Raw genomic sequence first — 26,930 nt, 5'->3', positions numbered from 1 at the left:
GGGCTGGGGGCCCCGAACCCCTATATCGGGACCTCGCAGGTCCCGAATGAGTCATTCGCGACCAAGAAACCCCTCGCAGCCACTCCTCGCCAAGAGACTTTGCCGGAACCCTGCGAAGGGCGCCGCCCTTCGGATCAGGCGGGCACCGGGATCGGGACGTCGCCGATCCAGCGGCGCACCGCCTCCGCCAACCCCGCATCGCCAGAGCCGGGCGTGCCCACCCACGCGACATGGCCGTCCGGCCGCAGCAGCACCGCCTCGATGTCCGAAGTGGACGGACTCGCCGCGGCGACCACCTCGATCCCGGGCGACCAGGCCGCGAACGACCCCGGCGGCGTCAGGTCCAGCAGCACCGGACGTCCGGAGTGCAGCAAGGCGGCCAGGTGTGTTTCCGCACCGGAAACCGTCAACGGCACGTCCGGAGCCAATCGGCCGAGCCAGGAGTGCCCGTCCGGTTCGTAGCGCGCGTCCAGCCCCGTGATGATTTCGGCCAGGGCGCGGTTGCCCGCCGGGTGCGCGGCCACGCGGCGCATCAGGTCGGCCAGCGGTTCCGCGCTCGCCTCCTCGAGCGCCACCTGGGCCCGCGTGTTGGCCAGGATTCGCGTCCCCGCCGCGTGCCGCTCGTCGTGGTAGGTGTCCAGCAAACCCTCCGGCGCCGTTCCGCGCGCCGTCGCCGCGAGCTTCCAGCCGAGGTTGAACGCGTCGTCGAGCGCGACGTTGACCCCGATCGCCCCGGCCGGTGGGTGGATGTGCGCCGCGTCGCCCGCCAGCAGGACACGTCCGGCGCGGTAGCGCTCGGCCAGCCGGGCCGCGTCGCCGAACCGGCTCAGCCAGCGGGGCGCGCGCAGCTCGACGTGCCGGCCCAGGACGGCGTCCACCTGCGCCTGGAGCCGCTCCAGCGTGACGGGCGTGTCCTTGTCCGCCGGCGGGTCGTCCTCCCGGACGACGATCCGGACGTACCCGGGCCGCGGGATGACGAACACCGTCCGGCCGTCCGACCCGGCCGAAGGCCCGTACGGCAGCTCGCATTCGACGTCGCCGAGCAGCGCGAACCACCGCGCGTCGACCCCGGGGAAGCCGATCCCGGCCTGCTTGCGGACCGTGCTGCGGCCGCCGTCGCACCCCACGAGGTACCGCGCCCGGACCCGGAGTCCATTGTGGATGACGGCGGTCACGCCGTCGGAGTCCTGGGTGAAGGACCGCAGTTCGTGCCCGCGGAGGAGGGAAACGCCGAGTTCGACGGCCCGCGCTTCCAGGACCTCTTCGACGCGGGTCTGCGGGATGCCCAGCGAGAACGGGTGGTCGGTCGCCGCGCCGTCGAGCAGCAGCGGCCCCGGCAGGCCGGTGGCCGGCGCGTGCGGCACCCGGTGGCCCTCGGCGATCAGGCCATCGGCCAGCCCGCGGCGGGCCAGCAGATCCAGCGCGCGGGCGTTGAGGTTGAAGCCGCGGCAGTACGGCGGCCGTTCGGGGTGGCGTTCGACGATCGTGGTGCGGACGCCGGCCAGCGCGAGTTCGGCGGCGAGCAGCAGGCCCGCGGGGCCGGCGCCGGCGACGAGGACATCGGTTTCGAGCACGAGTTTCCCCTCAGAAGTTGTCGGGCCAGGGCAGGGAGCCGGAGCGGATTTCGGCGGCGGTGCGGCGGGCCCAGTCGAGCTCGGCCTGCCAGGCGTGGCGGACGAACTCGACCTCGATCATGAACAGCCGCGGCGCCCCCTTGCCGACGGTGTCCGCCAGCGCCGTGTCCGCGCCTTCGATGCGTTCGGCGAGGTGGCGGGCGCGTTCCTCCAGCGCGTCGGCGGCGCGTTCCGGGCCGAGCGCGCCGAGGTAGCTCACCGCCGCGACGAACTTCGGGTACTCCGCGACCGGCGTCCGGACCAGTTCGTCGAGCCAGGCGACGAACTCCTGGCGCCCGAGTTCGGTGTGCGCGTAGACGGTCCGCTCCGGCCGGTTGCCCTCCCGGACCGTCTCGACGGGCTCGATCCAGCGGTGCTTCGCCAGCGACTCCACGGTGTCGTAGAGCGACCCCGGGTTGATCTTGAACGTCGTGTCCTTGTAGCGCTCGCGCAGCGTGGACGCCATTTCGTACGGGTGCATCGGGCGTTCCAGCAGCAGCCCGAGCAAAGCGAGCGCGAGGGTGTTGCGAATCTTGCGTGGTGGCACTAGTCGCTCCCTATTAGTCGGAACCGACTATACGACCTCGGTCAAGTCAGATGCGCTACGCCTAGAAGCGCGTGTTCTCCCGCCAGTGCCGGAACAGGCCCGCGTCGCCGGACACGGTGAGCCGGGGGTCGTCCCCGGCCAGGCGCCCGGTCGCGCGGCCCTCGACGACGACGTCGGCGCCGGCGTGCTTATGACCGACCTCGACGGCCGACGGCGTCCGCCGGGCCAGCCACTCGCCCGCGTCGCCGAGCCCGGGGTCCGTGGCGTGGAAGTGCAGGGTCTGCCCGGTGCCCCGCAGCGGCGTCCGGTCCAGCGCCGGGTGCTGTAGTCGCGAAAAGACCGCGACCAGGTCGAGGCCTTCGGAGATCCCGTCCGCCGCGAGTTCGGCGTCGACGTCGTACGGGGCTTCCGTGGCGAAGGCGGCGTCCGCGCGGTGGACGACGGTTTCGTGCGTGAGCCGGCGGGTCCAGAACCCGGCCCGGCGATCCGGCGTCCACGTCGGCGTCTCCGGGCCGACCTCGGTCACCGCGGCGACGAGCCGCTCCGCGCCGTCGACGAGCCAGTCGCCGAGGCCTCCGAACCCGGGTGGCTCCTCGACCGTGACGGCCTCGAACGGCACGTAACCGGTGGGCCGGCTCGCGATGATCGCGGCGGACTTGTGATACGCCAGCCCGACGTGGCAGGTGAGGTCGCGCAGTGTCCACTCAGGACACGTCGGGACGCGCACTTCCGGTCCGGCGCCCGCGATCGCCGTCCCGAACCGCTCCGCTTCGGCGACGAGGGCGACGGCCAGCCGGTCGTGGCTCAGTGACTTCACCTGCCCACGGTAGACCGGGCGACGGCGGCCGCGGGGTCATGACCGGCTGCCCCGAAGGTCACCTCCCGGGACCTGGACGGCCGCCGGCCCGGTGCCGGAGAATGATTTCCGGAGCCGGGCGGCGCGCGTCATGAGGTACCGCTGCTCCGGGGTGTTCGCGGTCCGCGCGGCCGCCGCGTCGTAGTGCCGGACGGCGGCGGTCACGTCCCCGGCCAGCTCCAGCAGGTGGGCGCGGGCGGCGTCGAGCCGGTAGTGCCCGGCCAGCCGGTCGTCGAGGGTCGCCAGCAGGGCGAGCCCGGCGGCGGGCCCGTGCACCATCGCCGTCGCGATCGCACGGTTGAGCGACACCACGGGGTTGTCCGTCATCCGCTCCAGCAGCCGGTAGGTGCGCAGGATCTGGTGCCAGTCGGTGTCTTCGACCCGGGGCGCGATGTCGTGCGCGGCGGCGATCGCGGCCTGCAGCCGGTACTCGCCGGCGTCGCCGCGGGCGAGCGCCTCGGTGACCAGCGCGACGCCTTCCCGGATCTGCGCGCGGTCCCACTTCGCCCGGTCCTGCTCGGCCAGCGGCACCAGCTCGCCGGACGGCCCGGTCCGGGCCGGGCGCCGCGCGTCGGTGAGCAGCATCAGCGCCAGCAGCCCGGTGACCTCGCCGTCGGCCGGCAGCATCCCGTGCAGCAGCCGCGCCAGCCGGATCGCCTCGCCCGACAGCTCGGTGCGGTGCAGGCGGCCGCCCGCGCTGCTCGTGTAGCCCTCGTTGAACACCAGGTAGAGCACGTGCAGCACCGACCGCAGCCGGGCTTCGCGTTCGCCGTCGGCCGGCAGCCGGAACGGCACGTCGGACGCCTTGATCCGGGCCTTGGCGCGGCTGATCCGCTGCGCCATGGTCGCCTCCGGGACCAGGAACGCCCCGGCGATCTCGGCCGTGGTCAGGCCGCCCACCGCGCGCAGCGTCAGCGCGATCGCCGACGCCGGCGTGAGCGCCGGGTGACAGCACAGGAACAGCAGGACGAGCGTGTCGTCGGTGTCCGTGACGTCGGCGGGCGGTGGTTCGTTCGCCGACGCCTCCTCCCGGCGGCGCCGTGCCTGCTCACTGCGGAGCCGGTCGGTCAGGCGGTGCACGGCGGTCTGGATCAGCCACCCGCGCGGGTTGCCGGGTACCCCGTCGGACGGCCAGAACCGCGCCGCCGCGAGCAGCGCTTCCTGCACGGCGTCCTCCGCGGCGTCGAAGTCGCGGAACCGCCGCGCGACGACGCCGAGGACCTGCGGCGCGAGCGTGCGCAGCAGGTCCTCGGCCTCTTCGCCGGGCATCAGGCGGGCGCGCTCATCACCTGGCGCACCTCGATCGGGTGCTGGATCGGCACCCCGGCGGGCCCGGGCGCCGCGGAGACCTGCGCCGCGATCTCCAGCGCGCGGTCCTCGCTCTCGACGTCGACGAGCCGGTAGCCGGCCAGCAGCTCCTTGCCCTCCGGGTACGGCCCGTCGGTGACCACCGGGCTGCCCTTGCCGTCGGAAACGACCGTCTTCGCCACGTCCGGCCCGGCCAGGCCCTGCGAGTCGACCAGCTCGCCCTTGTCCCGCAGCTCGTCGTCGAGCGCCTGCTGGAACGCGATGTGCGCGCGGATGTCCTCCAGTGGCCACTCGCCGATGGGGACGTCGCACCCGGCGGCGGCGGTGTAGCTCTGCAGCAGCATGTACTTCGGCATGATCGGCTCCTTTTCACGCCTGGACCGGCGCGTTCACGGGTAAGGACGGAGCCCGGCCCGCGTTCTCTACATCGGCTGCGAACTTTCTTCCGGGCTTCGGAGGGTAGTCGCTACGGTGGCCGGATGACGGGGGAGTTGAAACGCGCCCGCCTGGGGGTTTCCGTCGTGTTCGCGGTGTGCGGCGCCGCGTTCGCGACCTGGCTGGCCCGGGTGCCCGCGGTGCAGGAGCAGCTGGGGCTGAGCACGGGGGAGCTGGCGATCGGGCTGTTCGGCCTCGCGGCCGGGTCGGTGCTGGCGTTGCTGGGCGCGGGGGCGCTGCTGACCCGGATCGGCAGCCGCGCGGCCGTCGTGCTCGGCGCGGCCGTGCTGTGCGCCGGGCTGCCGCTGGTCGCCTTCGCGTGGTCCGCGCCGGTGTTCGTCGCCGCGCTGTTCGTGCTCGGCGTGGGCAACAGCGTGCTCGACGTCGCGATGAACGCGCACGCCGCCCGTGTCGAGGAGGGCTACGGTCACCCGATCTTCGCCGGGTTCCACGCCTTCTGGAACATCGGCGGGCTCGCCGGTTCGGGCGTCGACGCGCTGATGGAGGCCGCGCACGTCCCGGTGTCCGTGCACTTTCCGGCCGCCGGCGCGGTGCTGCTCGCGCTCGCCCTGTGGGCCGCGCGGACCCGCTTCCTCACCGGCGCCGACCGCGGCCAGGGCGACGCCGCGTTCGCTTGGCCGAGCCGGGCGCTGGTGCCGCTGGGCGTCATCGCGTTCTGCGGGTTCGTCGCCGAGGGTGCCGTCAACAGCTGGAGCGCGGTCTACCTCGCCGACGTCACCGGTGCGACGCCGGCGCTCGCCTCGCTGGGCTACTTCGCCTTTTCCGGGACGATGATCGCGGTGCGCCTGGTCGCCGACCGCGTCGTGGCGCGGACGGGCGCGGTGCGGTTCGTCCGCGTGGCGACCACGGTCGCGGTGCTGGGGTTCGCCGTCGTGCTCGCCGCGCCGTGGCCGGTCGCGGGGGTGCTCGGCTTCGCGGTCGTCGGGCTCGGTGTGGCCGGGATCGTGCCGATCGCGTGGAGCGTGGCGAGCCGGAAGCAGGCGGACGCGCCGGGCCGGGCGGTCGCCGCCGTCGCCGCGTGCGGGTATCTGGGGTTCCTGGTGGAACCGGTGCTGGTCGGCGCGCTCGCCACCCGGATCGGGCTGCACTGGGCGCTGTCGTCGGCGGTCGTGGTCACCTTCGCGATCCTGTTCCTCGCGCCGTCGTTGCGGGTGCGGGAAGCGGCTCTCACGCGGTGAGCAGCCGTTTCAGGCCTTCGGCCGACGGGCTGCCCGGCGCCGCCGTGTAGACCAGCAGCCGGTGCTCGTGCCCCGGGACGGCGAGGATCTCGCAGTCGAGCTCGAGGGGACCCGCGACCGGGTGGAGGGTCCGCTTGGTCAGCGTCCGCTGGACGACGACCTCCCGCCACGCCCAGAGCCGGGCGAACTCCGGGCTTTCCTCGAGGAGCTCGTCGACGAGCGACCGGACCACCGGGTCGGCTGGGTACCGGCCGCCCGCGCGCAGGTCGGCGACGCACAGGCGGGCCAGCTCCAGCCGGTTGCCGGTGATCGCGTCGCCGGTGTCGAACAGCCGGCGCAAGCGGTTGCGGCGCCGCGGGGGCCATGCCGCCGGGTCGCCGATCAGCGCGGCCAGCATCGGGTTCCAGGCGACCATGTCGTAACCGGCGTCGATCACCATCGCCGGCACGTCGCCGAGGCGGTCGAGCAGCCGGAGGACGTTTCCGGGCACCGGCCGCGACGGCGGCTCGGGAGCCGGGTGGGCCAGCCGCCGGAGGTACGCGTGCTCGTCGGCGGTCAGCCGCAGCGCGCGCCCGAGCGCGGTGAGGACCTGCTCCGACGGCCGCGGTCCGCGGCCCTGTTCGAGCCGCACGTAGTAGTCGACGGAAATCCCGGCCAGCAGCGCCACCTCCGGGCGCCGCAACCCGGGCGTCTGCCGCCGCGGGCCGGGCGCCAGGCCGACGTCGGCGGGCCGCAGCCGGGCCCGCCGGCTGCGTAGGAAACCGCCCAGTTCCACCCTGTCCATCGTCCCATCATCACCCCGCGCCGGGGTGGTACCGCCAGTGCCTACCCCGCACCGTCCGCCCGGGACGAACCTGAGCCCCATGACGATTCTGGTGACCGGGGCCCGCGGGAACGTCGCCCGCGCCCTGGTGGGACAACTGCTCGAAGCCGGCCACGAAGTGCGCGCGGCCGGCCGGGACCCGGGCCGCGCCCGGCTGCCCGGCGGAGTCGAAGTGGTCGCGGCCGACCTGGCCCGGCCCGAGGGCTGGGACGTGGCCCTGGACGGCGTCACGAAAGCGTTCCTCTACGCCGGCACGGCCGGGCTCGGCGGCTTCCTCTCCCGGGCGCGCGGCTTGGCGCACGTCGTCCTGCTGTCCGCGGCGGGCGCCGATCCCGCGTCGGCCGATGCCATCACCCGCGCCCACGGCGAAGCCGAACAGGCCGTGCGCGATTCTCCGATCCCGTGGACGTTCCTGCGCCCGGCCGGCTTCGCGGCCAACCGGCTGCTCTGGGCGGATTCCGTGCGGGACGGCGTGGTACGCGACCCGTTCCCGGACTCGCACGCGGCGCTGATCCATGAAGCGGACATCGCCGCCGTCGCCGCGTGCGCGCTGACGTCACCCGGGCACATCGGCGCGGAGTACACCTTGACCGGGCCCGAGTCGCTCACGGTGCGGCAGCAGGCTTCGATGATCGGCCAGGCGATCGAGGCAGCGGTTCGCGTCGAGCCCCAGGATCTCGACGACTACCGCCGCGAGCTGACCACGGTGTTCGCGGCCCGCGGCCTCGGCCGCGTGGGATCGGCCGACGTCGTCGAAGCCCGGATCCGGCGGCTGGCCGCGCTCGTGGACCGCCCGCAGCCGACGACGGACACGGTCCGGGAGATCACCGGCCGGCCGGCGCGGAGCTTCGCCGAGTGGGCGGCCGACCATGCCGCGGACTTCAGCCTTCGTGTTCGCGGAGCAGCCGGCGGACGGCCTTGCGGTCGCCCTCGATCGTCATCCGGCCACCGGTGATTGCGGCGTCCAGCTCCGCCGGCTTTCCGAGCAGGGCGTTCAACGTGGGCGGATCCGTCCGGATCGCGGCGTCCGGGGTGGCGGGTTCGCCCGGCTCGACCGTCAGCAGGCCCGGCTTGGTGCGGACCGTCCACACGCGACTGTCCAGTTCCACGCGGTAGCACGCCGTGCCGCGTGGACGCGCCGAGCCACGGAGGAACAGCAGCACCGACGTGGCGCCGAGTGTCGCGGGCCGGGGGAGCGGGACGCGCGCGCCCCACGCGCCCAGTGCCAGCACGATCGGCTCCAGCTCCCGGCCCCACTCCGTCAGTTCGTAGACCGTCGAGCCCGCCGGGGGCGGCAGCTTCCGGCGGGCCACGACGCCGTGGCCCTCGAGCTCGCGGAGCCGGTCGGTGACCAGGTTCGAACTGGCGCCCGGCAGCGCGCGGCGGACGTCGGAGAACCGTTGCGGACCGAACAGTAGCTCGCGCACGACGAGCAGCGCCCAGCGTTCCCCGACGACGTCCAGCGCACGCGCGGTGGCGCAGGCGTCTCCGTAGCTCCGGCTCGTCGGCATGGTTGCAATCTACAACTCTGAGGTTGTTTTTAACAACCAGCACGGAGTACGGTGGCGGTCTCGGACGTCGACGGAAGGAACGGTCATGGGCCGGCCGGTCGTGCACTTCGAAATCATCGGGACCGACCCCGCGCGGCTGCGCGAGTACTACGGCGAGCTGTTCGGCTGGGCGTTCGACACCTCGGGGCCGGTGTCGGACCAGGTGTCGGAAGCGGGCAACTACGGCTTCGTGGAAACGGACGGCATCCCGGGCGGCGTCGGCGGCGGGGCGGGATACCCGAGCCGGGCGCTGTTCTACGTGGGCGTCCCGGACGTCGCGGCGGCGTTGGCGGAGGCCGAGCGGCTCGGCGGCACCCGCCGGATGGGCCCGGACCGCGCACCGGGGCGGGACCTGGTGGTCGCCCACTTCACCGACCCGGAGGGCACTCTGATCGGTCTCGCGGGCCCGGCTTAGTCTTCAGCGGCCGCGTTGGCCCGGTCGATCGCGGCCATGTTCTCCTCGGCCCAGTTCCGCAGCGCCGCAAGGGGAACTTCCAGCGAACGGCCGAGCTTCGTGAGCCGGTAATGCACCTTCGGCGGCACCGTCGGCTCGACGCGGCGGGCGACCAGGCCGTCGCGGGTGAGCGAGCGCAACGTCACCGACAGCATCTTCTGCGAGACCCCCGGCATCCGCCGTTGCAGCTCGGCGAACCGCACCTCCCGCGGGTCCGCTTCGGCCAGCACCTTGACCGCCATCGACGTCCACTTCGTGCCGATCCGGTCGAGCAGCCGGCGCGTCGGGCACGCCGGGTCGAACAGGTCGCCGCGTGGGGAGGGGGTCACCTGGAGCTCACCACCTGTCGGGAAAGTGCCGTCTTGGCCGGGTCTTCGAAGTTACCTACGGTTTGGTGATAACCAATGGTAACTGCCAAGGGAGACTCATGCTGCGGGTGAACGGCATCGACGTGCACGTGACGGTCACCGGGGAGGGCCCCGCCGTCCTGCTGCTGCACGGCTTCCCGCACACCGGGCGGCTCTGGACCGAAGTCGTCCCCCACCTGGCGACGCGGTACCGGGTCATCGTGCCGGACCTGCGCGGGCTCGGCGCGACATCGCGTCCGGCGGACGGCTACGACGCGGGCACTCTCGCGGCCGACGCCGAGGCGCTCCTCGACGCGCTGGGCGAGCCGACGGCGGCCGTGGCCGGGATCGATGCGGGCGCGCCGCCCGCCTTCCTGCTGGCCATGCGCCGCCCCGGCCGCGTCCGGCGGCTCGTCCTCATGGAGTCGCTGCTGGGCCGGCTCCCCGGCGCCGAAGGGTTCCTCGCGGGCGGACCACCGTGGTGGTTCGGGTTCCACGCCGTCCCGGAACTCGCGGAGACCGTCCTGATCGGACACGAGGCGGAGTACGTCGGCTGGTTTCTCGACGCGGGTACCCGGGGCCGCGGGGTGCCGCGCGAGATCCGCGACCACTTCGTCGCCGCCTACACCGGGCGCGACGCCTTGCGCGGCGCGTTCGCCCACTACCGCGCGATGCCCGTCAGCGCCCGGCAGATCGAGGACGCCGTCGCGGCCGGACGGCTCTCCGTGCCCGCGATGGCGATCGGCGCCCACCCGGTCGGGGACGCCCTCGCCCGCCAGCTGCGGCCGGTCGCCGACGACCTGGTGACCCACCTCGTCGAGGACTGCGGCCACATCATCCCGCTGGACCGGCCGGACGTCCTGGTGCCGCTGCTGAACTCGTTCCTTGACCTCGATCTTGCTGGAGCTTCAAGACTGACGCCTTGACGATCTGGATCTGCGGAACCTGCGGGGTCGAGCACCCCGACACCGAACGGCCGCCGTCGAACTACTCATGCCTGCGTGTGACGGTGTGCGTTCCGGTCATGGCCACCAGGCGCTCGCCGTCGTGCTCCACCCACTCGCCACATGCGCCGCCGCCTTCGCTCACCTCGAGCCGCAGCGGTGTGCCGTCCATGCGCAGCGCAGGGTGGTAGTACTCGGCGACCTGCCTGGTCTCGCCCTCGATGTAGTGTCCGATCAGCGAGCGGCGGAACCGGTCGGCGCTGGTGTTCGGCCGGCTGCCGTGCACCATCGACCCGTTGAAGAACAGGACGTCGCCGGGCGCCATGTGCACTGGCACGGCCTCGTGCCCGGCGAGCGGGACGGTGACGTCGGTGAAGCTGATCCGGGTGTCGGCGTTCTCGGTGCACAGGATCGGCCAACGGTGGCTGCCGGGAACCATCATCATGCAGCCGTTGTCGTCGTCGGCGGGATCGAGCGCCATCCACGCGGCCACGCACGTGCCCGGCTCGGCACGGAGATAGAAGTTGTCCTGGTGAAGCGCCTGCCCGCGGGCACCGGCGGGTTTGAAGTAGAGCATCGACTGCACGGCGTACGGCTCGGCGCCCAGCAACAGCGTGAGGATGTCGGCCAGCCGATGATCGAGGAGCCACCGCAGCGTGACGTCGTCCCAGCGGTGCATCTGGGCCATGCGCGGGTAGCGGCGCAACGGGTCGCGGCTGTCCGGCTGCACGCCGACCACGTCGTCGGCATAGGACTTGCGGCGCCGTAGTGTCATGAAGTGCTCGCGCAAGCTGTCCACTTCGGGTTCCGCGAAGAGTCCCCAGGCCACGGCGTACCCGTCGTTGGCGAACGCGGTCTTGAATGATTCGCTCATGCCGACAACGATGTGACTCAGGCGTCTGGAAATACATCGATTATCCGCGCGAGGAGTTGTCGGATTGACTCATCCGGACTTGGGCCCGAGCTCCGAGCTCCGGCTGCGGACACAACCGACTTATTGGCGCTGCGAGCGCACCTGGTCCTGGAACCCGCGCCCGCTGACCGATCACCTGCTGTGGTGCGTCCTCGACGGGGTCGGCACCCTCGAACTCGACGGCCGCCGGTGCGACCTGGAACCCGGCGTGAGCATCGTGTTCACGCCCGGCGACACACCGGTTGCCCGGCACGACCCCAGCCGGAGGTTGCTGGTGTTCGGCGTACATTTCCTCGCCGACGGCCCGGTCTCCCCGCCCGGTCGCTGGGCCCTGGTCCGTGACCTGCGCCTGCTCGAGTCGCTGGCCCGGCGGGGCGACATCGCCCACCGCCGCGGCGACCCGTTCGGCCGCCGCCAGACCGTGCTGTGCCTGACGCAAATACTGTTCCTGATCTGGGAGGACGCGTTACATTCCCCGTGCGGGCCGGTCGACACCGCCCTCGACGACATCAGCGGCGCCATCCGCCAAGACCCGAGCAGGCGCTGGACCGTCACCGAGCTCGCCGCGCGTGCGTCGTTGTCGCGGGCGCAGTTCACGCGTCGGTTCACGGCGCATACAGGAATGCCGCCCGGTCGTTACCTGGTCCACGCGCGGATCACCCGGGCTACCGAGCTGCTGGTGGAGACGACGATGTCGGTCACCCAGGTAGCCGCCGCTCTCGGCTATTCCGACGTCGCCTATTTCAGCCGGCAGTACAAGTGGATTACCGGGCGTACGCCCGGTAATCGGGAGTCCCACATTCAGTCGCGATAAGTCCTGCAGCTCAGTAATGGTGAGCTGACTGCCGGAATAGCAGTATTCCTCCGGTTAGTTCGTCGGGCGGCCCGCTCCCGCGTAGTCGTCGCCGTTCCTGCGGTACGAGTGCACCTGCACCGCCTGGCCGGTCTGCGGCGCGTCGATCATCTGCTGGTTGCCGATGTAGAGCCCGACGTGGTGGATCTTCGTCGCCGGCTCGCCGTAGAAGATCAGGTCGCCCAGCTGCGGGTCGGTCACGTGCGGCACGCTCCGGAACTGCGTGTCCGCCGTGCGCATCAGCTTGATCCCGGCGCTCGCGTACGCCGCCGTCGTCAGGCCCGAGCAGTCGAAGCCCGGGTCGCTGCCGCCGGTGCCGTTGCCACCCCAGATGTAGGGGAGGCCGATCTTGTCGATGGCGAAGTTCACCGCGCTCAGCACCGCCGCGTTCGGCGCCGCCGAGCCCTGGCCGACCGTGCCGTAGACGTTGACCGTGGCCAGCGTCCGGTGCAGGAACAGCGGCGCCGGCTGCAGCGTGCTGACGGCGTCCCACCAGGTCTGGCCCTGGGACAGGTCGCGGCCGCCGGCGCACAGCGCCCGGCCGGTGGACAGCGCCGCGTCGTCGACGTTCTGCACATCGGGCTTCCCGCCCGAGTAGCTCGCCTGGTGCTTCGTCCAGATCGACGGCGTCAGCTGCATCGGCCCGGCGGCGTTCGGCGTCGAGACGACCTTGTTGTAGAAGTCGCGCACCTCGATCGTGCCGAGCGGCTTGTCCAGCACGCCGGTGGTGCCGAACTGCCCGCCGCGCGCCCGGCCGTGGTCCGTGGTCACTTTTCCGACCGCGGCCAGCGTCACCCAGGACAGGTGGCACCCGGGGACGTCCTTGCCCAGCTTCGTCGTCGCCTTCGCGTAGCCGACCATCGCGCGCAGCGGGATGTCGAGCCACAGGCTGGTCTTGGACGCCCAGGCGTCGAACTCGCTCGCTTCCGGCACCTTCGGCGGTGTCGGCGTCGGCGGCGCGGTCGTCGGCGGCTTCGGCGGCGTAGGCGTCTGCCTTTGCGTCACCGTCGGTATCACCGTCGCAGCGGCGTTCGCGGTCTCCTGCTGCTTCGGCGCCAGCTGGACCCCGGCCACCAGCGCGGCCGCGACCACCACCACGGCGCCGACCACGACCACGGCCTTCCGGCGGCGGGGTTCTCCGGCGGTCTCTTTCGCGAGGGCGGGTTCGTCCGCGAGGGCGGTCTCCTCCGCGGCGTCGGGTTCCTTCGCGACGGCGGTCTCTTCCGCGAGGGCGGGTTCCTTCGCGACGGCGTCGGGCTCTTCGCTCACCGGACGGCTCCGGTCAGCCGGTCGAGCACGAATCCGCGCAGGCCGTCGAGGTCGGTGTCCATGGCGACTTCGATCGGGCGGCCGGGCGTGAACTGCGGATCGTCTTCGCCGAGCCCTCGCCGGTCGACCAGGGTCTGGCCCCGTGCCGGGCCGAGCCCGCAGTCGACGTCGACCCGGTAGGTCTCGGTGTGCAGGATGCCCGGTGAGATCGCCTCGGCGACCGCGACCGCGTCGTGCATGACCATCCGGTCCTCGCCGAACACGCGCGTGTAGTGCTGCCGGTAGGTCGAGGTGAGTCCTTCGAGGACGGCGCCGGCCGGCCCGGAAGACGCGAGCTTCGCCAGCCACTCGCCGTCGACGGCGCAGCGGTGCGTGAGATCGAGCGGCACCAGCACCACCGGGACGTCCTCCTCGACCAGCACCCGGCGGGCCGCTTCGGGGTCGCTCCAGATGTTGAACTCGGCGGCGGTGGTGCTGTTGCCGAACGTCACCCCGCCACCCATGATCACGAGCCGCGCGATCTTCGCCGCGGCGCCCGGGTGGGCCGCGAGCAGCGCGGCGATGTTCGTCAGCGGCCCGATCGGGGCGATGGTCACCGGTTCGTCGGACGTTTCCAGCAGGTCGAGCATCAGCCGGACGGCGTCGCGCTCTTCGAGGGGCCGGCTCGCCTCAGGCAGCGTGTAGGAGTGGCCCGACAGGCCGTCGCCGCCGTGGACGGCCTTGGCGTCGCGCGGCTTCGAGTACACCAGCGGCCGCGCCGCCCCGGCGGCCACGGGCACGTCCGTGCGGCCGAACAGCTCCAGCAGCCGTCGCGCGTTCGATGTCGTGCGGTCCAGCGGGACGTTGCCGAAGACCGAGGTCACGCCCAGAAGGTCGATGTCCGGGGACAGTGCCGCCAGCGCGATCGCCAGCGCGTCGTCGACGCCCGGGTCGGTGTCGATGATCAGCTTCGTGCCCATCCAGCTCCCCTTGCCCGTGAACCCGTCCCGCACACAGGTTACGGTCACGGACATGACGTCGATGTGGGGTGCACCCGCGCTGTCGAGGGTGCGGGCCTGGCGGCGCGCCCGGCGCGATCCGCGACAGGCGAAGTTCCTGACCGCCGACTCGCTGCGCTGGGTGCTGCGCAACCGCGCGTACACGCCTTGGTACCTGGTCCGGTACTACCGGCTGCTCAAGTTCCGGCTCGCGAACCCGCACATCATCCTGCGCGGGATGCTCTTCCTCGGGAAGGACGTCGAGATCCACTGCCGGCCGGGCTACGGCCGGCTGGAGATCGGCCGCTGGGTGCACATCGGCGACGGCAACGCCATCCGCTGCCACGAGGGTTCGCTGCGGATCGGCGACAAGTCCGTGTTCGGCCGCCAGAACGTGATCAACTGCTACCTCGACATCGAGCTCGGCGCGGCCACGCTGGTCGCCGACTGGGTGTACATCTGTGACTTCGACCACGTCATCTCCGACATCCACGTGCCGATCAAGGACCAGGGCATCGTGAAGTCGCCGGTGCGGATCGGGCCGGACACCTGGCTCGGCACGAAGGTCAGCGTCCTGAAGGGCACCCGCATCGGCCGTGGCTGCGTGTTCGGCGCGCACGCCGTCGTCCGTGGCGACATCCCCGACTACTCGATCGCGGTGGGCGCACCGGCCCGGGTCGTCCGCAACCGCGAAGACGACTACGCGGCCGACGCGGCTCGCCGTGAAGCCGTCGCGGACATGGCGCGGAAGGCGAACAAGGCGCTGCAGAAGACCCTCGGCGAGCAGTAGAACCCGGACGGCTGGACGTCGGTCGTCCTCGCGCTGTGCGGCCTGGCTCGGTGCCGGCTCGTTGGCGTGGTCGTTTCGGCGACCACGCGCCGCTGAACTGGGCGGACGACGTCCGGCACGCCCCATCGCCGCCCCGATCCCGGCGCCGTGAATCAGCCTCGGGCGGCACGCAGCTGTTCGCGGACCTCCATCAGCGCGAAGCCGAGCAGGTTGAGCCCGCGCCAGTAGTCCGGCTTGGTCGCGTTCTTCTCCTCGCGGGCGAGGCCGGTGCCCCAGACGAGGTCCTTCTTGGACGCCTCGACGAGCACGGCGTCGCCGGTGCCGAGCAGGAACCGGCGCAGGTCCCGGTGTTGCCGGAACTTGGCCAGGTTGCCGTCGACGGCGATGTCGAACCGGTGCCGCTCCCAGGTGGCGGTGTCGAACCCGGTGACCTCGCGCCCGAGGACCTTCGCCGTCTTCGGGTCGGGGGCCTGCCGGATCAGCTCGGCCTTCTCGTGGTCGCCGAACAGCTCGGCCTTGCCGGCCATCATGTAGTGCTCGGCGGTCGGGTACACGACACCGCCGGTCTCGAACGGGTCGAGCCACCACTGGCTCAGGCAGCTCGCTGTCACCCGCCCCGATTTCGACGGCGTGTGGCCGTAGAACAGCAGGTACTCGGGCTCCGCACCCTCGTGGACCATTTCGCGCAACGCCTCGACATCGCGGACCCCGTCGACCTTCACCATGCGCCTAGTGCACCACAACCGTCACAGCAGGAAGTGGAACAGGGGGCTGCCGGGCTCGATCCGTTCGACCTGTAGTGGGCTCGCGTCCATCCGCGCCAGCAGCCCCGGGAGGTCGGATGACCGGGCGATCTCGACGCCGACCAGCGCCGGGCCCATCTCGCGGTTGGTGCGCTTGACGTACTCGAAGCGGGTGATGTCGTCTTCGGGCCCGAGCACCTGCTCGAGGAACCGCCGCAGCGCGCCCGGCTCCTGCGGGAACCCGACCAGGAAGTAGTGCTTCAGCCCTTCGTGCATCAGCGAGCGCTCGAGGATCTCGCTGTAGCGGCTGACGTCGTTGTTGCCGCCGGAGACCAGGCACACCACGGTCTGGCCGGGCTCGACGTCGACGACCGTGCCGAGCGCCGCCGCGGCGAGCGCGCCCGCGGGTTCGGCGATGATGCCGTCGGACTGGTACATCGCCAGCATCTCGGTGCACACCGCGCCCTCGGCGACCGCGGTCAGCTCGGCGCCGCTCTCGCGGATCAGCGGGTAGGTGACCGCGCCGGCCTCGCGCACGGCGGCGCCGTCGACGAACGAATCGAGCTCGGGCAGCCGCACCGGCTGCCCGGCCGCCAGGGCCGCGGCCATGCAGGCCGCGCCCGCCGGTTCGACACCGACGATCCGGACCTCCGGGTGCCGCTCGCGCAGCCAGCCGCCGACGCCGGCGAGCAGCCCGCCACCGCCGACCGGGACGACCACGACGTCGGGGACGAAGCCGAGCTGCGCGATCACCTCCGGCGCGACCGTGCCCTGGCCGGCGACGGTGCGGACGTCGTCGAACGCGGGCACCAGCGTCGCGCCCGTGCGCTGGGCGTCCTCGTTGGCCGCGGCGAAGGCGTCTTCGTACGTTTCGCCGACGACGATGACCTCGATGTGCGCGCCGCCGAGCGTCGCGATGCGTTCGCGCTTCTGCCGCGGCGTGGTGCCGGGGACGTAGACGCGGCCGTTCGCGCCGAGCCGCCGGCACGCGTACGCGACGCCCTGGGCGTGGTTGCCCGCGCTGGCGCAGACGACGCCGCGGTTCCGCACGTCATCGTCCAGCTGGACGATGAAGTTGTAGGCGCCGCGGATCTTGTACGACCGGACGGTCTGCAGGTCCTCGCGCTTCAGCCAGACCCGGGCGTCCACCCGGGACGACAACCGCGCGCTCGGTTCCAGCGGCGTGCGGGTCACCACCCCGGCCAGCCGCTCCGCGGCTTCGTCGATCGTCGCCGCGGTCACCGTGTCGATGTCATACACCCCGATGAATCTACGACTCACGCGTCCCGGGCAACCTCCCGGGCCTCCGGGCGCATCAAAGGGGTGTCGAACAGGATGGGGACGCCGATGGAATCGGGCTTCACGGAGTACGTGACCGCGCGGGCGGCTTGGCTGCGCAAGGTCGCGTACCTGCTGTGCGGGGACTGGCACCGGGCGGACGACCTGGTCCAGTCGGCGATCACCCGGCTCTACGCGAACTGGCCGCGGGCGTCCCGGGCGGACAACGTGGACGGGTACGCGCGCCGGACGCTGGTCAACACGTTCCTCGCCGAGCAGCGGACGTCCTGGTGGCGGCGGGTGGACCTGCGCGGCGCCGACCAGGAGCGGCCCGCGCCCGGCGCGGACGTCGACGCGGCGCTCGACCTGCGAGCCGCCCTGGACCGGCTGCCGGCGCGCCAGCGCGCGACCGTCGTCCTGCGTTATTTCTGCGACCTGCCGATCGCGGACACCGCGCGGGCGCTGGGCTGCTCGGAAGGCACCGTGAAGAGCCAGACCGCGAAGGCCGTCGACGCGCTGCGCGAACTGCTGCGCGAGCCCGTCGCCATTCCGGAGGGACGAGCATGACCGACCACGAACTGGCCACGAAGCTGAGGGAACTGGCCGAGGTGCCCGCGCCGCCGGCACGGATCGACCTCGACCGCGCCCGCCGGAGCGGGACACGCCGTCGCCGATTTCGGACCACGGCCCTGGTCGTCGGGTGTGCCGCGGTGGTGGCGGCCGGTGGCGTGACGGCGGTCTCGGTGTTCGACCGGACCCAGTCGCCCGGACCCGGGTCGCCGCCCGGGCCGGTGGCCGTGGCGCCCGTGCCCCGGCCCGCTCCGGCGCCGCCCGGCAACCCGCTGGTGACGAAGGCGAGCTTCGGCTGGCTGCCCTCGCAAACCGACCGGATCGAGTACGGCGTCGGTGACCACGGCGACTTCGCGCTCGCCATCGGCCACGGTGAGCTTTCGCCGATGATCTGGCTGGGGGTCTACGACCAGGAGCCGCCGCTGGACCGCCGTCATGACATGGGCGGGAAGGCGGTGCGCGTCCCGGTCCGGGTCGGCGACCGCGACGGCTACTGGGTGACGACCAACGCGGACGACCCCCTCAACGGCGGAAACAGCTACCTGCGCTGGCCGACCGCGGACGGCCGCTGGGCCGAGCTGAACGCCTACTACCTCGCCGTACCGGACCTGCGGCAGGTGCTGCTGCGGGTCGCCGGCGGAGTCACTTTCGCCAACCGGCCGGTGCCGTTGCCGCTGCACATCGAGAGCCTCCCGGACTCGTTCCGGATCGCCAACGCCGAGCTGTGGCGTCGTCCGGACGACGACAACGTCCCGTGGCGGGCCGTGCTGCAGTACTCGTCGAACGGCGCGCAGGTGACGATCACGGTCTCCCTGCCGGGCGGCCGGGCGGACGGCCTCGGCACCCCCGTCTGCACGACGAAGAACGGCCTGCGGGCGTGCGTCGCGATCGACCACCCGGCGGCGGCGGGCATCGGCGCCCAGGCTTTGCTCGACCGCATCACGCTGCTCGGCCGGGACGAGGGCAAGTGGACGACACACGTGATCGGATGATCAGCCCTTCGGCACCGCCGGGTAGGGGACGAAGGTGCTGGTGTTCTCGTCCACGGTGAGCTGCTTGCCGATGGTCGGGAACGCGCGCTGGGAGCACGCCGGGCGTTCGCAGACTTTGCAGCCCATGCCGATCGGCGTCGCCGCGGCGGGCTCGTCGAGATCGAGACCGGTCGAGTAGACGAGCCGCCCGGCGTGCCGCAGTTCGCAGCCGAGGCCCACCGTGAACGTCTTGCCGGGGCTGCCGTAGCCGCCGATGTTGCGCGACACCGTGCGCGCGATCCAGAAATAGCTCTTGCCGTCGGGGAGCGTCGCGATCTGGGTGAGGATCTTGCCCGGCTGGGTGAAGGCCTCGTAGATGTTCCACAGTGGACAGGCGCCACCGACCCGGGAGAAGTGGAACCCGGCTGCCGACTGCCGCTTCGACATGTTCCCGGCCCGGTCCACCCGCACGAAGGAGAACGGCACCCCGCGCTGCTTGGGCCGCTGCAGCGTGGACAGCCGGTGGCACGCGGTTTCGAAGCCGACGCCGTAGTGGTCGCACAGCCGCTCGATGTCGTAGCGGAACCGTTCGGCCGAGGCCAGGAACGGTCCATAGGGGAGGATCAGCGCCCCGGCGAAGTAGTTCGCCAGGCCGACGCGGCCGAGCGACCGCGCCGCCGGGCCGGAAAACGCCCACGAGTCGGCCAGCTCGGTGATCAGGTCGTCGTACTCCAGCAGCGCGATCTGCGAAGCCATCCGGAACGCCTGCTGCCCGACCCGCAGGCTTGGCGCCAGCCGCAGCACCCGGGGGTGCGGTTCGAAGCGGTGCTGCTGGCCTGAGCCTTCGTCGATGCCTTCGCTGGTCACCTCGACGCCGTAGCGCTGCCGAAGGCGGTCTTTCAGCGCGCCGAGCACCTGGCCCCGCTGCAGCGGGATCTCCGCGGCCATCTTCTCGGCGCGTTCGTCCAGTTCGGCGACGTAGTTCTCGCGCTCGTAGAAGAAGTCACGGACCTCTTCGTGCGGCAGCGCCGCGGCGGCGCTGCCGTGCAGGCCCAGGCCGTTTTCCGTGGTCAGCGCGGCGGTGTTCTCGACGGCGTTGCGGTAGCTGCGGTGCAGCTTGACCAGCGCCTGCGCGATCGCCGGCAGGTTGGTGGCCAGCTCGTTGAGCTCACCCATGGTGACGTCGACGCCGAGTGCCTCGTCGAGCAGCGCTTCCTTGACGTCGGCCACCAGCCGCGACGTGTCGTTGTTGGCGAAGAACTCCGTGTCGACGCCGAACGCCTGCGTGATCCGCAGCAGCACCGGCACGGTCAGCGGGCGCGAGTTGTGCTCGATCTGGTTGAGGTAGCTGGGTGAGATCTCCAGCACACGGGCGAGGTCGGCCTGGCTCATCGACCGGCTTTCGCGGAGGTGCCGCAGCCGCGCGCCGGCGAAAGTCTTCTCCATTCCTGCCCTCTTCTCCGGAAGGTTTCCGGTCCTGAACGGTTACGTGACCGGTCAAGAACGCGGATTTTGGCGCGGTTGCGAAACCTGCGATTCGCAACCTTTGCAAAGAGCGTACGGACTCTTCGCACAAATTGGCAAATTGGACAGCTGGACCGGGTTTTCGCTGCCGTGTCAGGGTCGCACCAAGCAAGGCGAGCAATCGCAAACTTCGCAACACCGGGAGTACCGATGACGGAACAGGCCAAGCAGGCGGCCGCGGAGCTGGCCGCGCAGTGGGCGAGCGACCCCCGCTGGGCGGGCGTGCAGCGCTCCTACTCGGCCGAAGACGTGATCAAGCTGCGCGGCAGCGTCGTCGAGGAACACACGCTGGCCCGCCGCGGCGCGGAAAAGCTGTGGGACCTGCTGCACACCGAGGACTACATCCACGCGCTCGGCGCGCTCACCGGCAACCAGGCCGTCCAGCAGGTCCGCGCGGGCCTGCAGGCCATCTACCTGTCCGGCTGGCAGGTCGCCGCCGACGCCAACCTGTCCGGCCAGACCTACCCCGACCAGAGCCTCTACCCGGCCAACTCGGTGCCGGCCGTGGTCCGCCGCATCAACAACGCGCTGGGCCGCGCCGACCAGATCAGCTGGGCCGAGGGCCAGACGGACATCGACTGGTACGCCCCGATCGTCGCCGACGCCGAGGCGGGCTTCGGTGGCCCGCTCAACGCGTTCGAGCTGATGAAGGGCATGATCGCGGCCGGCGCCGCGGGCGTGCACTGGGAGGACCAGCTCGCGTCCGAGAAGAAGTGCGGCCACCTCGGCGGCAAGGTGCTGATCCCGACCAAGCAGCACGAGCGCACGCTGAACGCCGCCCGCCTCGCCGCGGACGTGCTGAACGTGCCGTCGCTGATCGTCGCCCGCACCGACGCGCAGGCCGCGACGCTGCTGACCAGCGACGTCGACGAGCGCGACCAGCAGTTCCTCACCGGCGGCCGCACCGCCGAGGGCTTCTACGAGGTCACCAACGGCATCGAGCCGTGCATCGAGCGCGGCCTGGCCTACGCGCAGTACGCCGACCTGCTCTGGATGGAGACCTCGGAGCCGGACCTCGAGGTGGCGCGCAAGTACGCCGAGGCCATCAAGGCGAAGTTCCCGGACCAGATGCTGGCCTACAACTGCTCGCCGTCGTTCAACTGGAAGAAGCACCTGGACGACGCGACGATCGCGAAGTTCCAGCGCGAGCTCGGCCACATGGGCTACAAGTTCCAGTTCATCACGCTGGCCGGCTTCCACGCCCTGAACTACTCGATGTTCGACCTGGCGCACGGCTACGCCCGCGAGGGCATGACCGCCTATGTCGACCTGCAGGAGCGCGAGTTCGCGTCGGAGAGCCGCGGCTACACCGCGACGAAGCACCAGCGCGAGGTCGGCACCGGCTACTTCGACCAGGTCGCGACCGCGCTGAACCCGACCAGCTCGACGACGGCGCTCAAGGGCTCCACCGAGGAAGCCCAGTTCCACTGATCCCGGCCGCGGCCTGACGACGACCCCCTCCGTCGTCAGGCCGCGTCCCTCCCACTTCCCTTCCCTGCCCACAGCTCGCGGAGGCACCCCATGGTCGATCGGCTGAACTACCGCATCGAGGTCACCGGGCCGGTCGAGGGCCGGTTCGCCGAGATCCTGACCCCGGCGGCACTCGACTTCCTGGCCAAACTGGACAACACGTTCGCCGGACGCCGGCGCGAGCTGCTCGACGCCCGCCGCGTGCGGCGCGAGGAACTGCAGTCCGGCGAGAAGCCGCTGGGCTTCCTGCCGGAGACGCGGCGGATCCGCGACGACGAGTCGTGGCACGTCGCCCCGACCGCGCCCGGCCTGGAAGACCGCCGTGTCGAGATCACCGGCCCCACCGACCGCAAGATGACGGTCAACGCGCTGAACTCCGGCGCGAAGGTGTGGCTGGCGGACTTCGAAGACGCGACGTCGCCGACGTGGCACAACGTCATCGACGGCCAGCTCAACCTGTTCGACGCGATCCGCCGCAACATCGACTTCACCACCGAGGCCGGCAAGAACTACACCATCGGCGAGGAGCCGGCGACGATCGTCGCGCGCCCCCGCGGCTGGCACCTGGTGGAGAAGCACATCCGCATCGACGGGCGCCCGGTGTCGGCGAGCCTGGTCGACTTCGGCCTGTTCTTCTTCCACAACGCACGCCAACTGCTCGCTCGCGGCGTCGGCCCGTACTTCTACCTGCCGAAGCTGGAGAACCACCTCGAAGCGCGGCTGTGGAACGACGTCTTCCTGCTGGCCCAGCGCGAGCTGGGCATCCCGCGCGGCACGATCCGCGCCACGGTGCTGATCGAGACGATCACCGCCGCGTTCGAGATGGAGGAGATCCTCTACGAGCTGCGCGAGCACGCCGCCGGCCTCAACGCCGGGCGCTGGGACTACATCTTCAGCATGATCAAGAACTTCGCCGCGCACGGCGCCGACTTCGTGCTGCCGGACCGCGCGCAGGTCACGATGACCGTGCCGTTCATGCGGGCCTACACCGAACTGCTGGTGCGGACCTGCCACAAGCGCGGCGCGCACGCCATCGGCGGCATGGCCGCGTTCATCCCGAGCAAGGACCCGGAGATCAACGCGACCGCGATCGAGAAGGTCCGCGCCGACAAGGAACGCGAGGCCGGCGACGGCTTCGACGGCTCCTGGGTCGCCCACCCGGGCCTGGTCCCGATCTGCCGCGAGGTCTTCGACGGCGTGCTCGGCGGCTGGCCCAACCAGCTCGGCAGGCTGCGCGAGGACGTCCACGTCACCGCCGAGGACCTCCTCGACGTGGCCAGCGCCGGCGGCGAGGTCACCGAAGCGGGCGTCCGCGCGAACATCAACGTCGCCCTGCGCTACGTCGACGCCTGGCTGCGCGGCACCGGCGCGGCGGCGATCCACAACCTGATGGAGGACGCGGCCACCGCGGAGATCGCGCGCTGCCAGGTCTGGCAGTGGATCCGCAACGGCACGAAGCTCGAGGACGGCACCGCGCTGACCCGTGAACTCGCGGTCGAGTACCTGGACGAGGAACTCGCGTCGGTGCGCGCCGAACTCGGCGACGGCAACCGCCTCGACGACGCGTACGAGATCTTCACCGAAACCGCGCTGGGCGAGAAGCTGCCGAGCTTCCTCACCACGGGTGCCTACGCGCGGTACCTCACGGACGCCCGGTAGCAGGGCTCCGTCGGCCCCTACCTGACGAGGGGCCGACGGAAACCACACTGGTTGGGATGGTGTGGTCCGAACCGGTCCGGTGGCGGCGGCTCCCCGCCACCGGACCGGTTCATTTCGTCACCCGATCGCGTAGGCCCGGATCACCGTCTGCCGCACCGTGTTTCCGCTGTCGTCGGCCGCGCTCGCCCGCAGCGAGACGAACCCGCTCGCCGGGTTCCGCACCACGACCGTCCAGTGGTCCCCGGTCCGCGTCGTCACCGCGGGCTGCCAGGTGCGTCCGTCGTCGGTGGACGTTTCGACGGCCAGCTTCGTCCCGCCACCGCCGCCTTGCCGCTCGACGAACGCCGGGAACGCGAAGATCCGGCCGCCCGGCGCGCGGTTGCGGAGGTCGACCGCCGGGTCGAACCGGGCGGTGAGCAGCGGCAGGGCCTTGCCGTCCGCGGCGGCCGACGAGCGGAACGCCCACTCCGCCGAGACGTCGGTCCACAGTGGCCACCAGGCGGCGTGCCGGTGCGCCTCGGCGGTGAGCCGGTACGCGCCGTCGGCGTCCGGCACGGGGATCGTCGCGAGCGTGGGTTCTCCCGAAGGCTCCACCGGAATCGCGACGCCGTCCCTGGTGAGACCCACCGAGCCGGTGTCGCCGGAGAACGACTCGGGCTTGCGTGTTCGGCCGGCGGCGTCGCCGAACAGCGGCAGCCACAGGTCGAAGACGCCGTCCTTGCGCCACGCCCATGGCCGCGGCTTCTCGCCCGAGTGCGTGATGGTCAGCCCGCGCAGCGACGGCCCGGCCACGGCTTTGTTCCAGCCGAGCTGGTACTTCCGGCCCGCGGCCACGTCGAGGTTCTCGGTCAGCTCACCGCGATAACCGCCCGTCCACACCGTGTCCCACTTGCCGGGGGAGTAGTACTCGACGCGTTCCTGCTGCGCGGCCACGGGTTCGGTGTAGCCGTACCCGACCAGCCGGCCGAAGAACTCGCGCGCCGCGACGTAGCGGACTTCGCCGGGCGCGTTGTCGTGGTAGGCGGTGCGCACCTCGGCGAGGTCGCGGGTCTTCGGCCGCTGCACGCGGGGAGCCGTCACTTGCCGCTCGACGCCGTCGGCCAGTTCGTAGCGGAAATTCGGCGACGGACGGCTGACCACCGTCGCCGAAGCGCGGCCCGTCTTTGCCAGCTCCGTGAGCCGCTGCACGGTGACGCTCCGCCCGCCCCAGATCGTCGGCAAGCTCAGCTTCGGCAGTTCGCCGCCGAGCACCGTGGTCCCGGCCGTGTCGCCGGCCAGGGCGACCAGGCCGAGCTTCGCCCCGGCGTTCTCGACGTTCACGAGCCGCCGGTACATCTCGTCGACCGCCATGCCCAGCGACAGCCGGATGACCACGAGCTTGCCGTGCGCGTCGATCCTCGCCAGGTCCTCGGGCGTGCCCGCGCCGCCGAACGCCACCGGGAGCGTGGTGCGCCCCTCCGGGGCGGCCGACTCCAGCCAACGGCCCCGGACGGCGAACGGCTGTCCGTCGTCCGCGCTCAGCTCCAGGTCCGGCTCAGTCGCCCGCCGTTCCTGGCTGAAGGCGAAGCTCGCCGACGAAGTACCCGGCACGGTCGCGGCGAAGGCCTCGTGGAAGCGGGGATCGAGGTCGAACCCCTCGGCGAAAACGCATGCGCAGGCCGTGATCCGGCTCAGGCGCTGCACGCGGTGGGAGCCGCCGCGCGCGGCGGGGTTGTCCGCCTCCAGTGACACCGGCTTGCCGTCGCGCGCGTCCAGGGTCTGCGTGACGGCGTGGTCGAGGACCAGCTCGGGGTGGGTGATGAAGCTGTACGACGGTTCCCGGCCCGGCCGCGGCGTCTCGATGACGCTGTGCACGACGTAGCGGCCGCGCGGCAATCGGTAGGTGCCCGGCTCACCCTGGGTGAGCGCGCCGCTGTCGAGGTCGAGGATCGCTACCGGCGGATAGCCGGTCGGGGCCCACGGCTTGCCGTCCCGGTCGACGAGGCCGACGGTGAGGTCGTACGTCTCGTCCTCCTGCTTCACCGACAGCGCGGTGCGGGTGCTGATGTCCCCGCCGCGCGCGGTGAGGACGCCAGAGTAGGTGCCCGGGTGCCCGTCCCGCGCGGTGAACGTGAGCTCGGCCGGGGCGCTGCCGCCCGCGGGCACCGTCACGGTCGCCGGGAAGGTGACGATTCCGCCGAGGTCGGCGGTGAGCGTCAAGGTGACCGGGGTGGCGCCGGAGTTGTACCAGGTGACCGTGGCCTTCCTGGTCATCCCATGATTGGGCCATGGGAGGTTGGCCGACGCGCTGCCGGTGGCGGTGACCGTCGTGGTCGTCGCGCGGGCGACGTCGACGCGGCCGGTGCCGACCGCGGCCGGTCCGGCGTCGACGGGGGTGGCGGTGCTGGTCAGGGCCGCCTTGAGGCGCTCGGCGGTCCAGTCGGGGTGCTGCTGGGCGAGGATCGCCGCCGAGCCGGCGACGTGGGGCGACGCCATGGACGTGCCGCTCAGCGTCTGGTAGCCGTCGCCGACGGGCTCACCCGCGGGCGGGATCCCGGCCGGCCGCGCCGCGGTGATCGATTCGCCGGGCGCCGCGACCTCCGGCTTGGCCGCGCCGTCACCGACTCGCGGGCCGCGGCTGGAGAACGGGCTCAGGACGTCCTGTTTGGACACACTGGCGACGGCGAGCGCCGCGTCGGCCGCGGCCGGGCTCGAGACGCTCTCGTCCTGGCCGAAGTTGCCCGCGGCGACGACGAAGAGCGTGCCGTACTGGCGGGTCAGGGTGTTCACGGCTTCGGAGACCGGATCGGTTCCGTCGGACGGCCCGCCGCCGAGGCTCATGTTGACGACGCGGGCGTGTGCTTCGGTCGCCGCCCACTGCATGCCGGCCAGGACCATGTCGAACGTGCCGTCGCCGGAGTCGTCGAGGACCTTGCCGACGGCCAGCGTGGCGTCGGGCGCGACGCCCCGGTACTTCCCTCCCGACGCCGCGCCGGAGCCGGCGATCGTCGAGGCCACGTGCGTGCCGTGCCCGGCGCCGTCCTCCACACTGCCCTTGCCGGTGAAGTCCCTGCTCAGCGCCACGTGGCCGGCCAGGTCCGGGTGCGCGGAGGCGATCCCGGTGTCGAGCACCGCGACGCCCACCCCGCGGCCGGTCAGGCCGGCCTGCCACGCGGTGGGCGCGCCGATCTGCGGCACGCTCCGGTCGAGGCTCGCGTGCACCTTCGCGTTCAGCCACACCTTCGCGGCGCCCGCCTTGAGCGTGACGGGATCCGCGGTGAGCCGGTTCCAGAACGCCGCGGCGCCGGACTTCGGCTCGTCGAGCGCGGTGTAGCCGAGCGCGGACGGCCGGGCGGCCACGCCGGTCCGGGCGGTGACCGCCGGACCGGCCTCGCGGACCAGCAGCGGGACGTGCGGCGTGCGGGCGTCGTCGTAGCCCTGCCGCAGCAGGCCGGTGACGTTGAACAGCTGCTCGTCGAGCCGCCCGGCCCGGACCAGCCCGGCGGCGTCGCCGGGCAGGACGTACTGGTCGCCGTGCCGGGCGTACTGCTCGAACGGCACCGGGCGGTCCCGGTGGGCGGGCAGCACCCGCACGTCCGCGCCGCTGACCAGCACCTGGTCGCCGGTGACCAGGGTGATCCGGCTCGGCGCCACGGCCGGCCCGCCCGCCGGTCCGGCCGGCGGTGCGGCCGCCGCGGCGGGTGCGGTGAGCACGCCCGCGGCCAGGGTCACCGCGAGGACCGCGGTGATCGGTTTCCTCATGGAATGGTTCCTCACTATCGGGGGTCCCTCGACCAGTGGAACGGCCCCCGCGCGCCCACGGGTTGCCCGGAAGTTCGATCTCCGAGCAACCTCGGC

The 26,930-nt window shown here is 72.1% G+C and carries 25 protein-coding genes; 10 read left to right on the top strand and 15 right to left on the bottom strand.

Annotated elements, in window-relative coordinates; all coding sequences use genetic code 11:
- Positions 1-134: 134 nt before the first annotated feature.
- From AB0M82_RS38005 to AB0M82_RS37985, 5 genes are all read right to left on the bottom strand, one after another.
- The gene (locus tag AB0M82_RS38005; RefSeq protein ID WP_364732851.1) at positions 135-1,574 is read right to left on the bottom strand and encodes an FAD-dependent monooxygenase; all 1,440 of its coding nucleotides are present in this window, start codon (positions 1,572-1,574) and stop codon (positions 135-137) included.
- A gap of 10 nt (positions 1,575-1,584) precedes the next feature.
- Positions 1,585-2,160, bottom strand: a complete 576-nt coding sequence (locus tag AB0M82_RS38000) for a PadR family transcriptional regulator (RefSeq protein WP_364732848.1) — start codon at positions 2,158-2,160, stop codon at positions 1,585-1,587.
- Between the two features lie 61 nt (positions 2,161-2,221).
- Entirely contained in the window at positions 2,222-2,977 is a 756-nt protein-coding gene (locus tag AB0M82_RS37995) for a maleylpyruvate isomerase family mycothiol-dependent enzyme (protein WP_364732845.1), read from the bottom strand.
- A gap of 36 nt (positions 2,978-3,013) precedes the next feature.
- Positions 3,014-4,285 carry a sigma-70 family RNA polymerase sigma factor gene (locus AB0M82_RS37990; protein WP_364732842.1) on the bottom strand — a complete coding sequence of 424 codons (1,272 nt, stop codon included), beginning with the start codon at positions 4,283-4,285 and terminating at the stop codon, positions 3,014-3,016.
- The gene (locus AB0M82_RS37985) at positions 4,285-4,680 is read right to left on the bottom strand and encodes a YciI family protein (protein ID WP_364732839.1); all 396 of its coding nucleotides are present in this window, start codon (positions 4,678-4,680) and stop codon (positions 4,285-4,287) included. Before AB0M82_RS37985 ends, AB0M82_RS37990 begins: the two co-directional genes overlap by 1 nt.
- 123 nt (positions 4,681-4,803) lie before the next feature.
- On the opposite strand from AB0M82_RS37985, the gene AB0M82_RS37980 reads away from it, so the two are divergent.
- Positions 4,804-5,958 carry an MFS transporter gene (locus tag AB0M82_RS37980; protein ID WP_364732836.1) on the top strand — a complete coding sequence of 385 codons (1,155 nt, stop codon included), beginning with the start codon at positions 4,804-4,806 and terminating at the stop codon, positions 5,956-5,958.
- Here the strand turns inward: AB0M82_RS37980 and AB0M82_RS37975 are convergent.
- Positions 5,948-6,742: a helix-turn-helix transcriptional regulator gene (locus tag AB0M82_RS37975; RefSeq protein WP_364732833.1), complete on the bottom strand. Its 795-nt coding sequence runs from the start codon at positions 6,740-6,742 to the stop codon at positions 5,948-5,950. The two genes, AB0M82_RS37980 and AB0M82_RS37975, sit on opposite strands and share 11 nt — an antisense overlap.
- A gap of 79 nt (positions 6,743-6,821) precedes the next feature.
- Between AB0M82_RS37975 and AB0M82_RS37970 the strand changes: the two genes are divergently transcribed.
- Positions 6,822-7,736 carry an NAD(P)H-binding protein gene (locus tag AB0M82_RS37970; RefSeq protein ID WP_364732830.1) on the top strand — a complete coding sequence of 305 codons (915 nt, stop codon included), beginning with the start codon at positions 6,822-6,824 and terminating at the stop codon, positions 7,734-7,736.
- Here the strand turns inward: AB0M82_RS37970 and AB0M82_RS37965 are convergent.
- Complete coding sequence (locus tag AB0M82_RS37965) at positions 7,663-8,292, bottom strand: winged helix-turn-helix transcriptional regulator (protein WP_364732827.1); 630 nt, start codon at positions 8,290-8,292, stop codon at positions 7,663-7,665. The genes AB0M82_RS37970 and AB0M82_RS37965 overlap by 74 nt on opposite strands.
- A gap of 85 nt (positions 8,293-8,377) precedes the next feature.
- Here AB0M82_RS37965 and AB0M82_RS37960 point away from each other — a divergent pair, with 85 nt between their 5' ends.
- A complete protein-coding gene (locus AB0M82_RS37960) occupies positions 8,378-8,746 on the top strand; it encodes a VOC family protein (protein ID WP_364732824.1) in 369 nt (122 codons plus the stop codon).
- On the opposite strand, the gene AB0M82_RS37955 is transcribed toward AB0M82_RS37960, so the two are convergent.
- The gene (locus AB0M82_RS37955) at positions 8,743-9,114 is read right to left on the bottom strand and encodes a helix-turn-helix domain-containing protein (RefSeq protein ID WP_364732821.1); all 372 of its coding nucleotides are present in this window, start codon (positions 9,112-9,114) and stop codon (positions 8,743-8,745) included. The two genes, AB0M82_RS37960 and AB0M82_RS37955, sit on opposite strands and share 4 nt — an antisense overlap.
- A 98-nt stretch (positions 9,115-9,212) precedes the next feature.
- Between AB0M82_RS37955 and AB0M82_RS37950 the strand changes: the two genes are divergently transcribed.
- Positions 9,213-10,058, top strand: coding sequence for an alpha/beta fold hydrolase (locus tag AB0M82_RS37950; RefSeq protein ID WP_364732818.1), 846 nt, complete (start codon positions 9,213-9,215; stop codon positions 10,056-10,058).
- A 61-nt stretch (positions 10,059-10,119) separates the two neighbouring features.
- Here AB0M82_RS37950 and AB0M82_RS37945 read toward each other — a convergent pair whose 3' ends face one another.
- Positions 10,120-10,950 (bottom strand): phytanoyl-CoA dioxygenase family protein, encoded by an 831-nt coding sequence (locus AB0M82_RS37945; RefSeq protein WP_364732815.1) that lies wholly within the window; start codon positions 10,948-10,950, stop codon positions 10,120-10,122.
- A 247-nt stretch (positions 10,951-11,197) separates the two neighbouring features.
- On the opposite strand from AB0M82_RS37945, the gene AB0M82_RS37940 reads away from it, so the two are divergent.
- Positions 11,198-11,803: an AraC family transcriptional regulator gene (locus AB0M82_RS37940; protein WP_364732812.1), complete on the top strand. Its 606-nt coding sequence runs from the start codon at positions 11,198-11,200 to the stop codon at positions 11,801-11,803.
- A gap of 54 nt (positions 11,804-11,857) precedes the next feature.
- On the opposite strand, the gene AB0M82_RS37935 is transcribed toward AB0M82_RS37940, so the two are convergent.
- Both AB0M82_RS37935 and AB0M82_RS37930 read right to left on the bottom strand, forming a co-directional pair.
- Positions 11,858-12,958, bottom strand: a complete 1,101-nt coding sequence (locus AB0M82_RS37935) for a C40 family peptidase (RefSeq protein ID WP_364732860.1) — start codon at positions 12,956-12,958, stop codon at positions 11,858-11,860.
- 149 nt (positions 12,959-13,107) lie between these two features.
- A complete protein-coding gene (locus AB0M82_RS37930) occupies positions 13,108-14,070 on the bottom strand; it encodes a nucleoside hydrolase (RefSeq protein ID WP_364732857.1) in 963 nt (320 codons plus the stop codon).
- 52 nt (positions 14,071-14,122) lie between these two features.
- Here AB0M82_RS37930 and AB0M82_RS37925 point away from each other — a divergent pair, with 52 nt between their 5' ends.
- Positions 14,123-14,878 carry an acyltransferase gene (locus AB0M82_RS37925; RefSeq protein ID WP_364732810.1) on the top strand — a complete coding sequence of 252 codons (756 nt, stop codon included), beginning with the start codon at positions 14,123-14,125 and terminating at the stop codon, positions 14,876-14,878.
- 152 nt (positions 14,879-15,030) lie between these two features.
- Here AB0M82_RS37925 and AB0M82_RS37920 read toward each other — a convergent pair whose 3' ends face one another.
- Positions 15,031-15,603, bottom strand: coding sequence for an NADAR family protein (locus tag AB0M82_RS37920; RefSeq protein WP_364732807.1), 573 nt, complete (start codon positions 15,601-15,603; stop codon positions 15,031-15,033).
- Between the two features lie 21 nt (positions 15,604-15,624).
- Entirely contained in the window at positions 15,625-16,881 is a 1,257-nt protein-coding gene (gene ilvA, locus AB0M82_RS37915) for a threonine ammonia-lyase IlvA (protein ID WP_364732804.1), read from the bottom strand.
- A gap of 87 nt (positions 16,882-16,968) precedes the next feature.
- On the opposite strand from ilvA, the gene AB0M82_RS37910 reads away from it, so the two are divergent.
- Positions 16,969-17,466, top strand: coding sequence for a SigE family RNA polymerase sigma factor (locus tag AB0M82_RS37910; protein ID WP_364732854.1), 498 nt, complete (start codon positions 16,969-16,971; stop codon positions 17,464-17,466).
- Positions 17,463-18,461, top strand: a complete 999-nt coding sequence (locus AB0M82_RS37905; protein WP_364732801.1) for a hypothetical protein — start codon at positions 17,463-17,465, stop codon at positions 18,459-18,461. Before AB0M82_RS37910 ends, AB0M82_RS37905 begins: the two co-directional genes overlap by 4 nt.
- On the opposite strand, the gene AB0M82_RS37900 is transcribed toward AB0M82_RS37905, so the two are convergent.
- The gene (locus AB0M82_RS37900; protein ID WP_364732799.1) at positions 18,462-19,886 is read right to left on the bottom strand and encodes a short-chain fatty acyl-CoA regulator family protein; all 1,425 of its coding nucleotides are present in this window, start codon (positions 19,884-19,886) and stop codon (positions 18,462-18,464) included.
- A 228-nt stretch (positions 19,887-20,114) separates the two neighbouring features.
- Here AB0M82_RS37900 and aceA point away from each other — a divergent pair, with 228 nt between their 5' ends.
- Together aceA and aceB are read left to right on the top strand one after the other, a co-directional pair.
- Positions 20,115-21,395, top strand: coding sequence for an isocitrate lyase (gene aceA, locus AB0M82_RS37895; protein WP_364732797.1), 1,281 nt, complete (start codon positions 20,115-20,117; stop codon positions 21,393-21,395).
- Positions 21,396-21,485: 90 nt separating this feature from the next.
- Positions 21,486-23,093, top strand: a complete 1,608-nt coding sequence (gene aceB, locus AB0M82_RS37890; RefSeq protein WP_364732795.1) for a malate synthase A — start codon at positions 21,486-21,488, stop codon at positions 23,091-23,093.
- 117 nt (positions 23,094-23,210) lie between these two features.
- Here aceB and AB0M82_RS37885 read toward each other — a convergent pair whose 3' ends face one another.
- Complete coding sequence (locus tag AB0M82_RS37885; protein WP_364732792.1) at positions 23,211-26,834, bottom strand: S8 family serine peptidase; 3,624 nt, start codon at positions 26,832-26,834, stop codon at positions 23,211-23,213.
- Positions 26,835-26,930 lie beyond the last annotated feature (96 nt).

Source organism: Amycolatopsis sp. NPDC051128, assembly GCF_040682715.1.
In the GTDB taxonomy this organism is placed as follows: domain Bacteria; phylum Actinomycetota; class Actinomycetes; order Mycobacteriales; family Pseudonocardiaceae; genus Amycolatopsis.
This window is presented reverse-complemented; position numbering and strand designations above follow the sequence as displayed.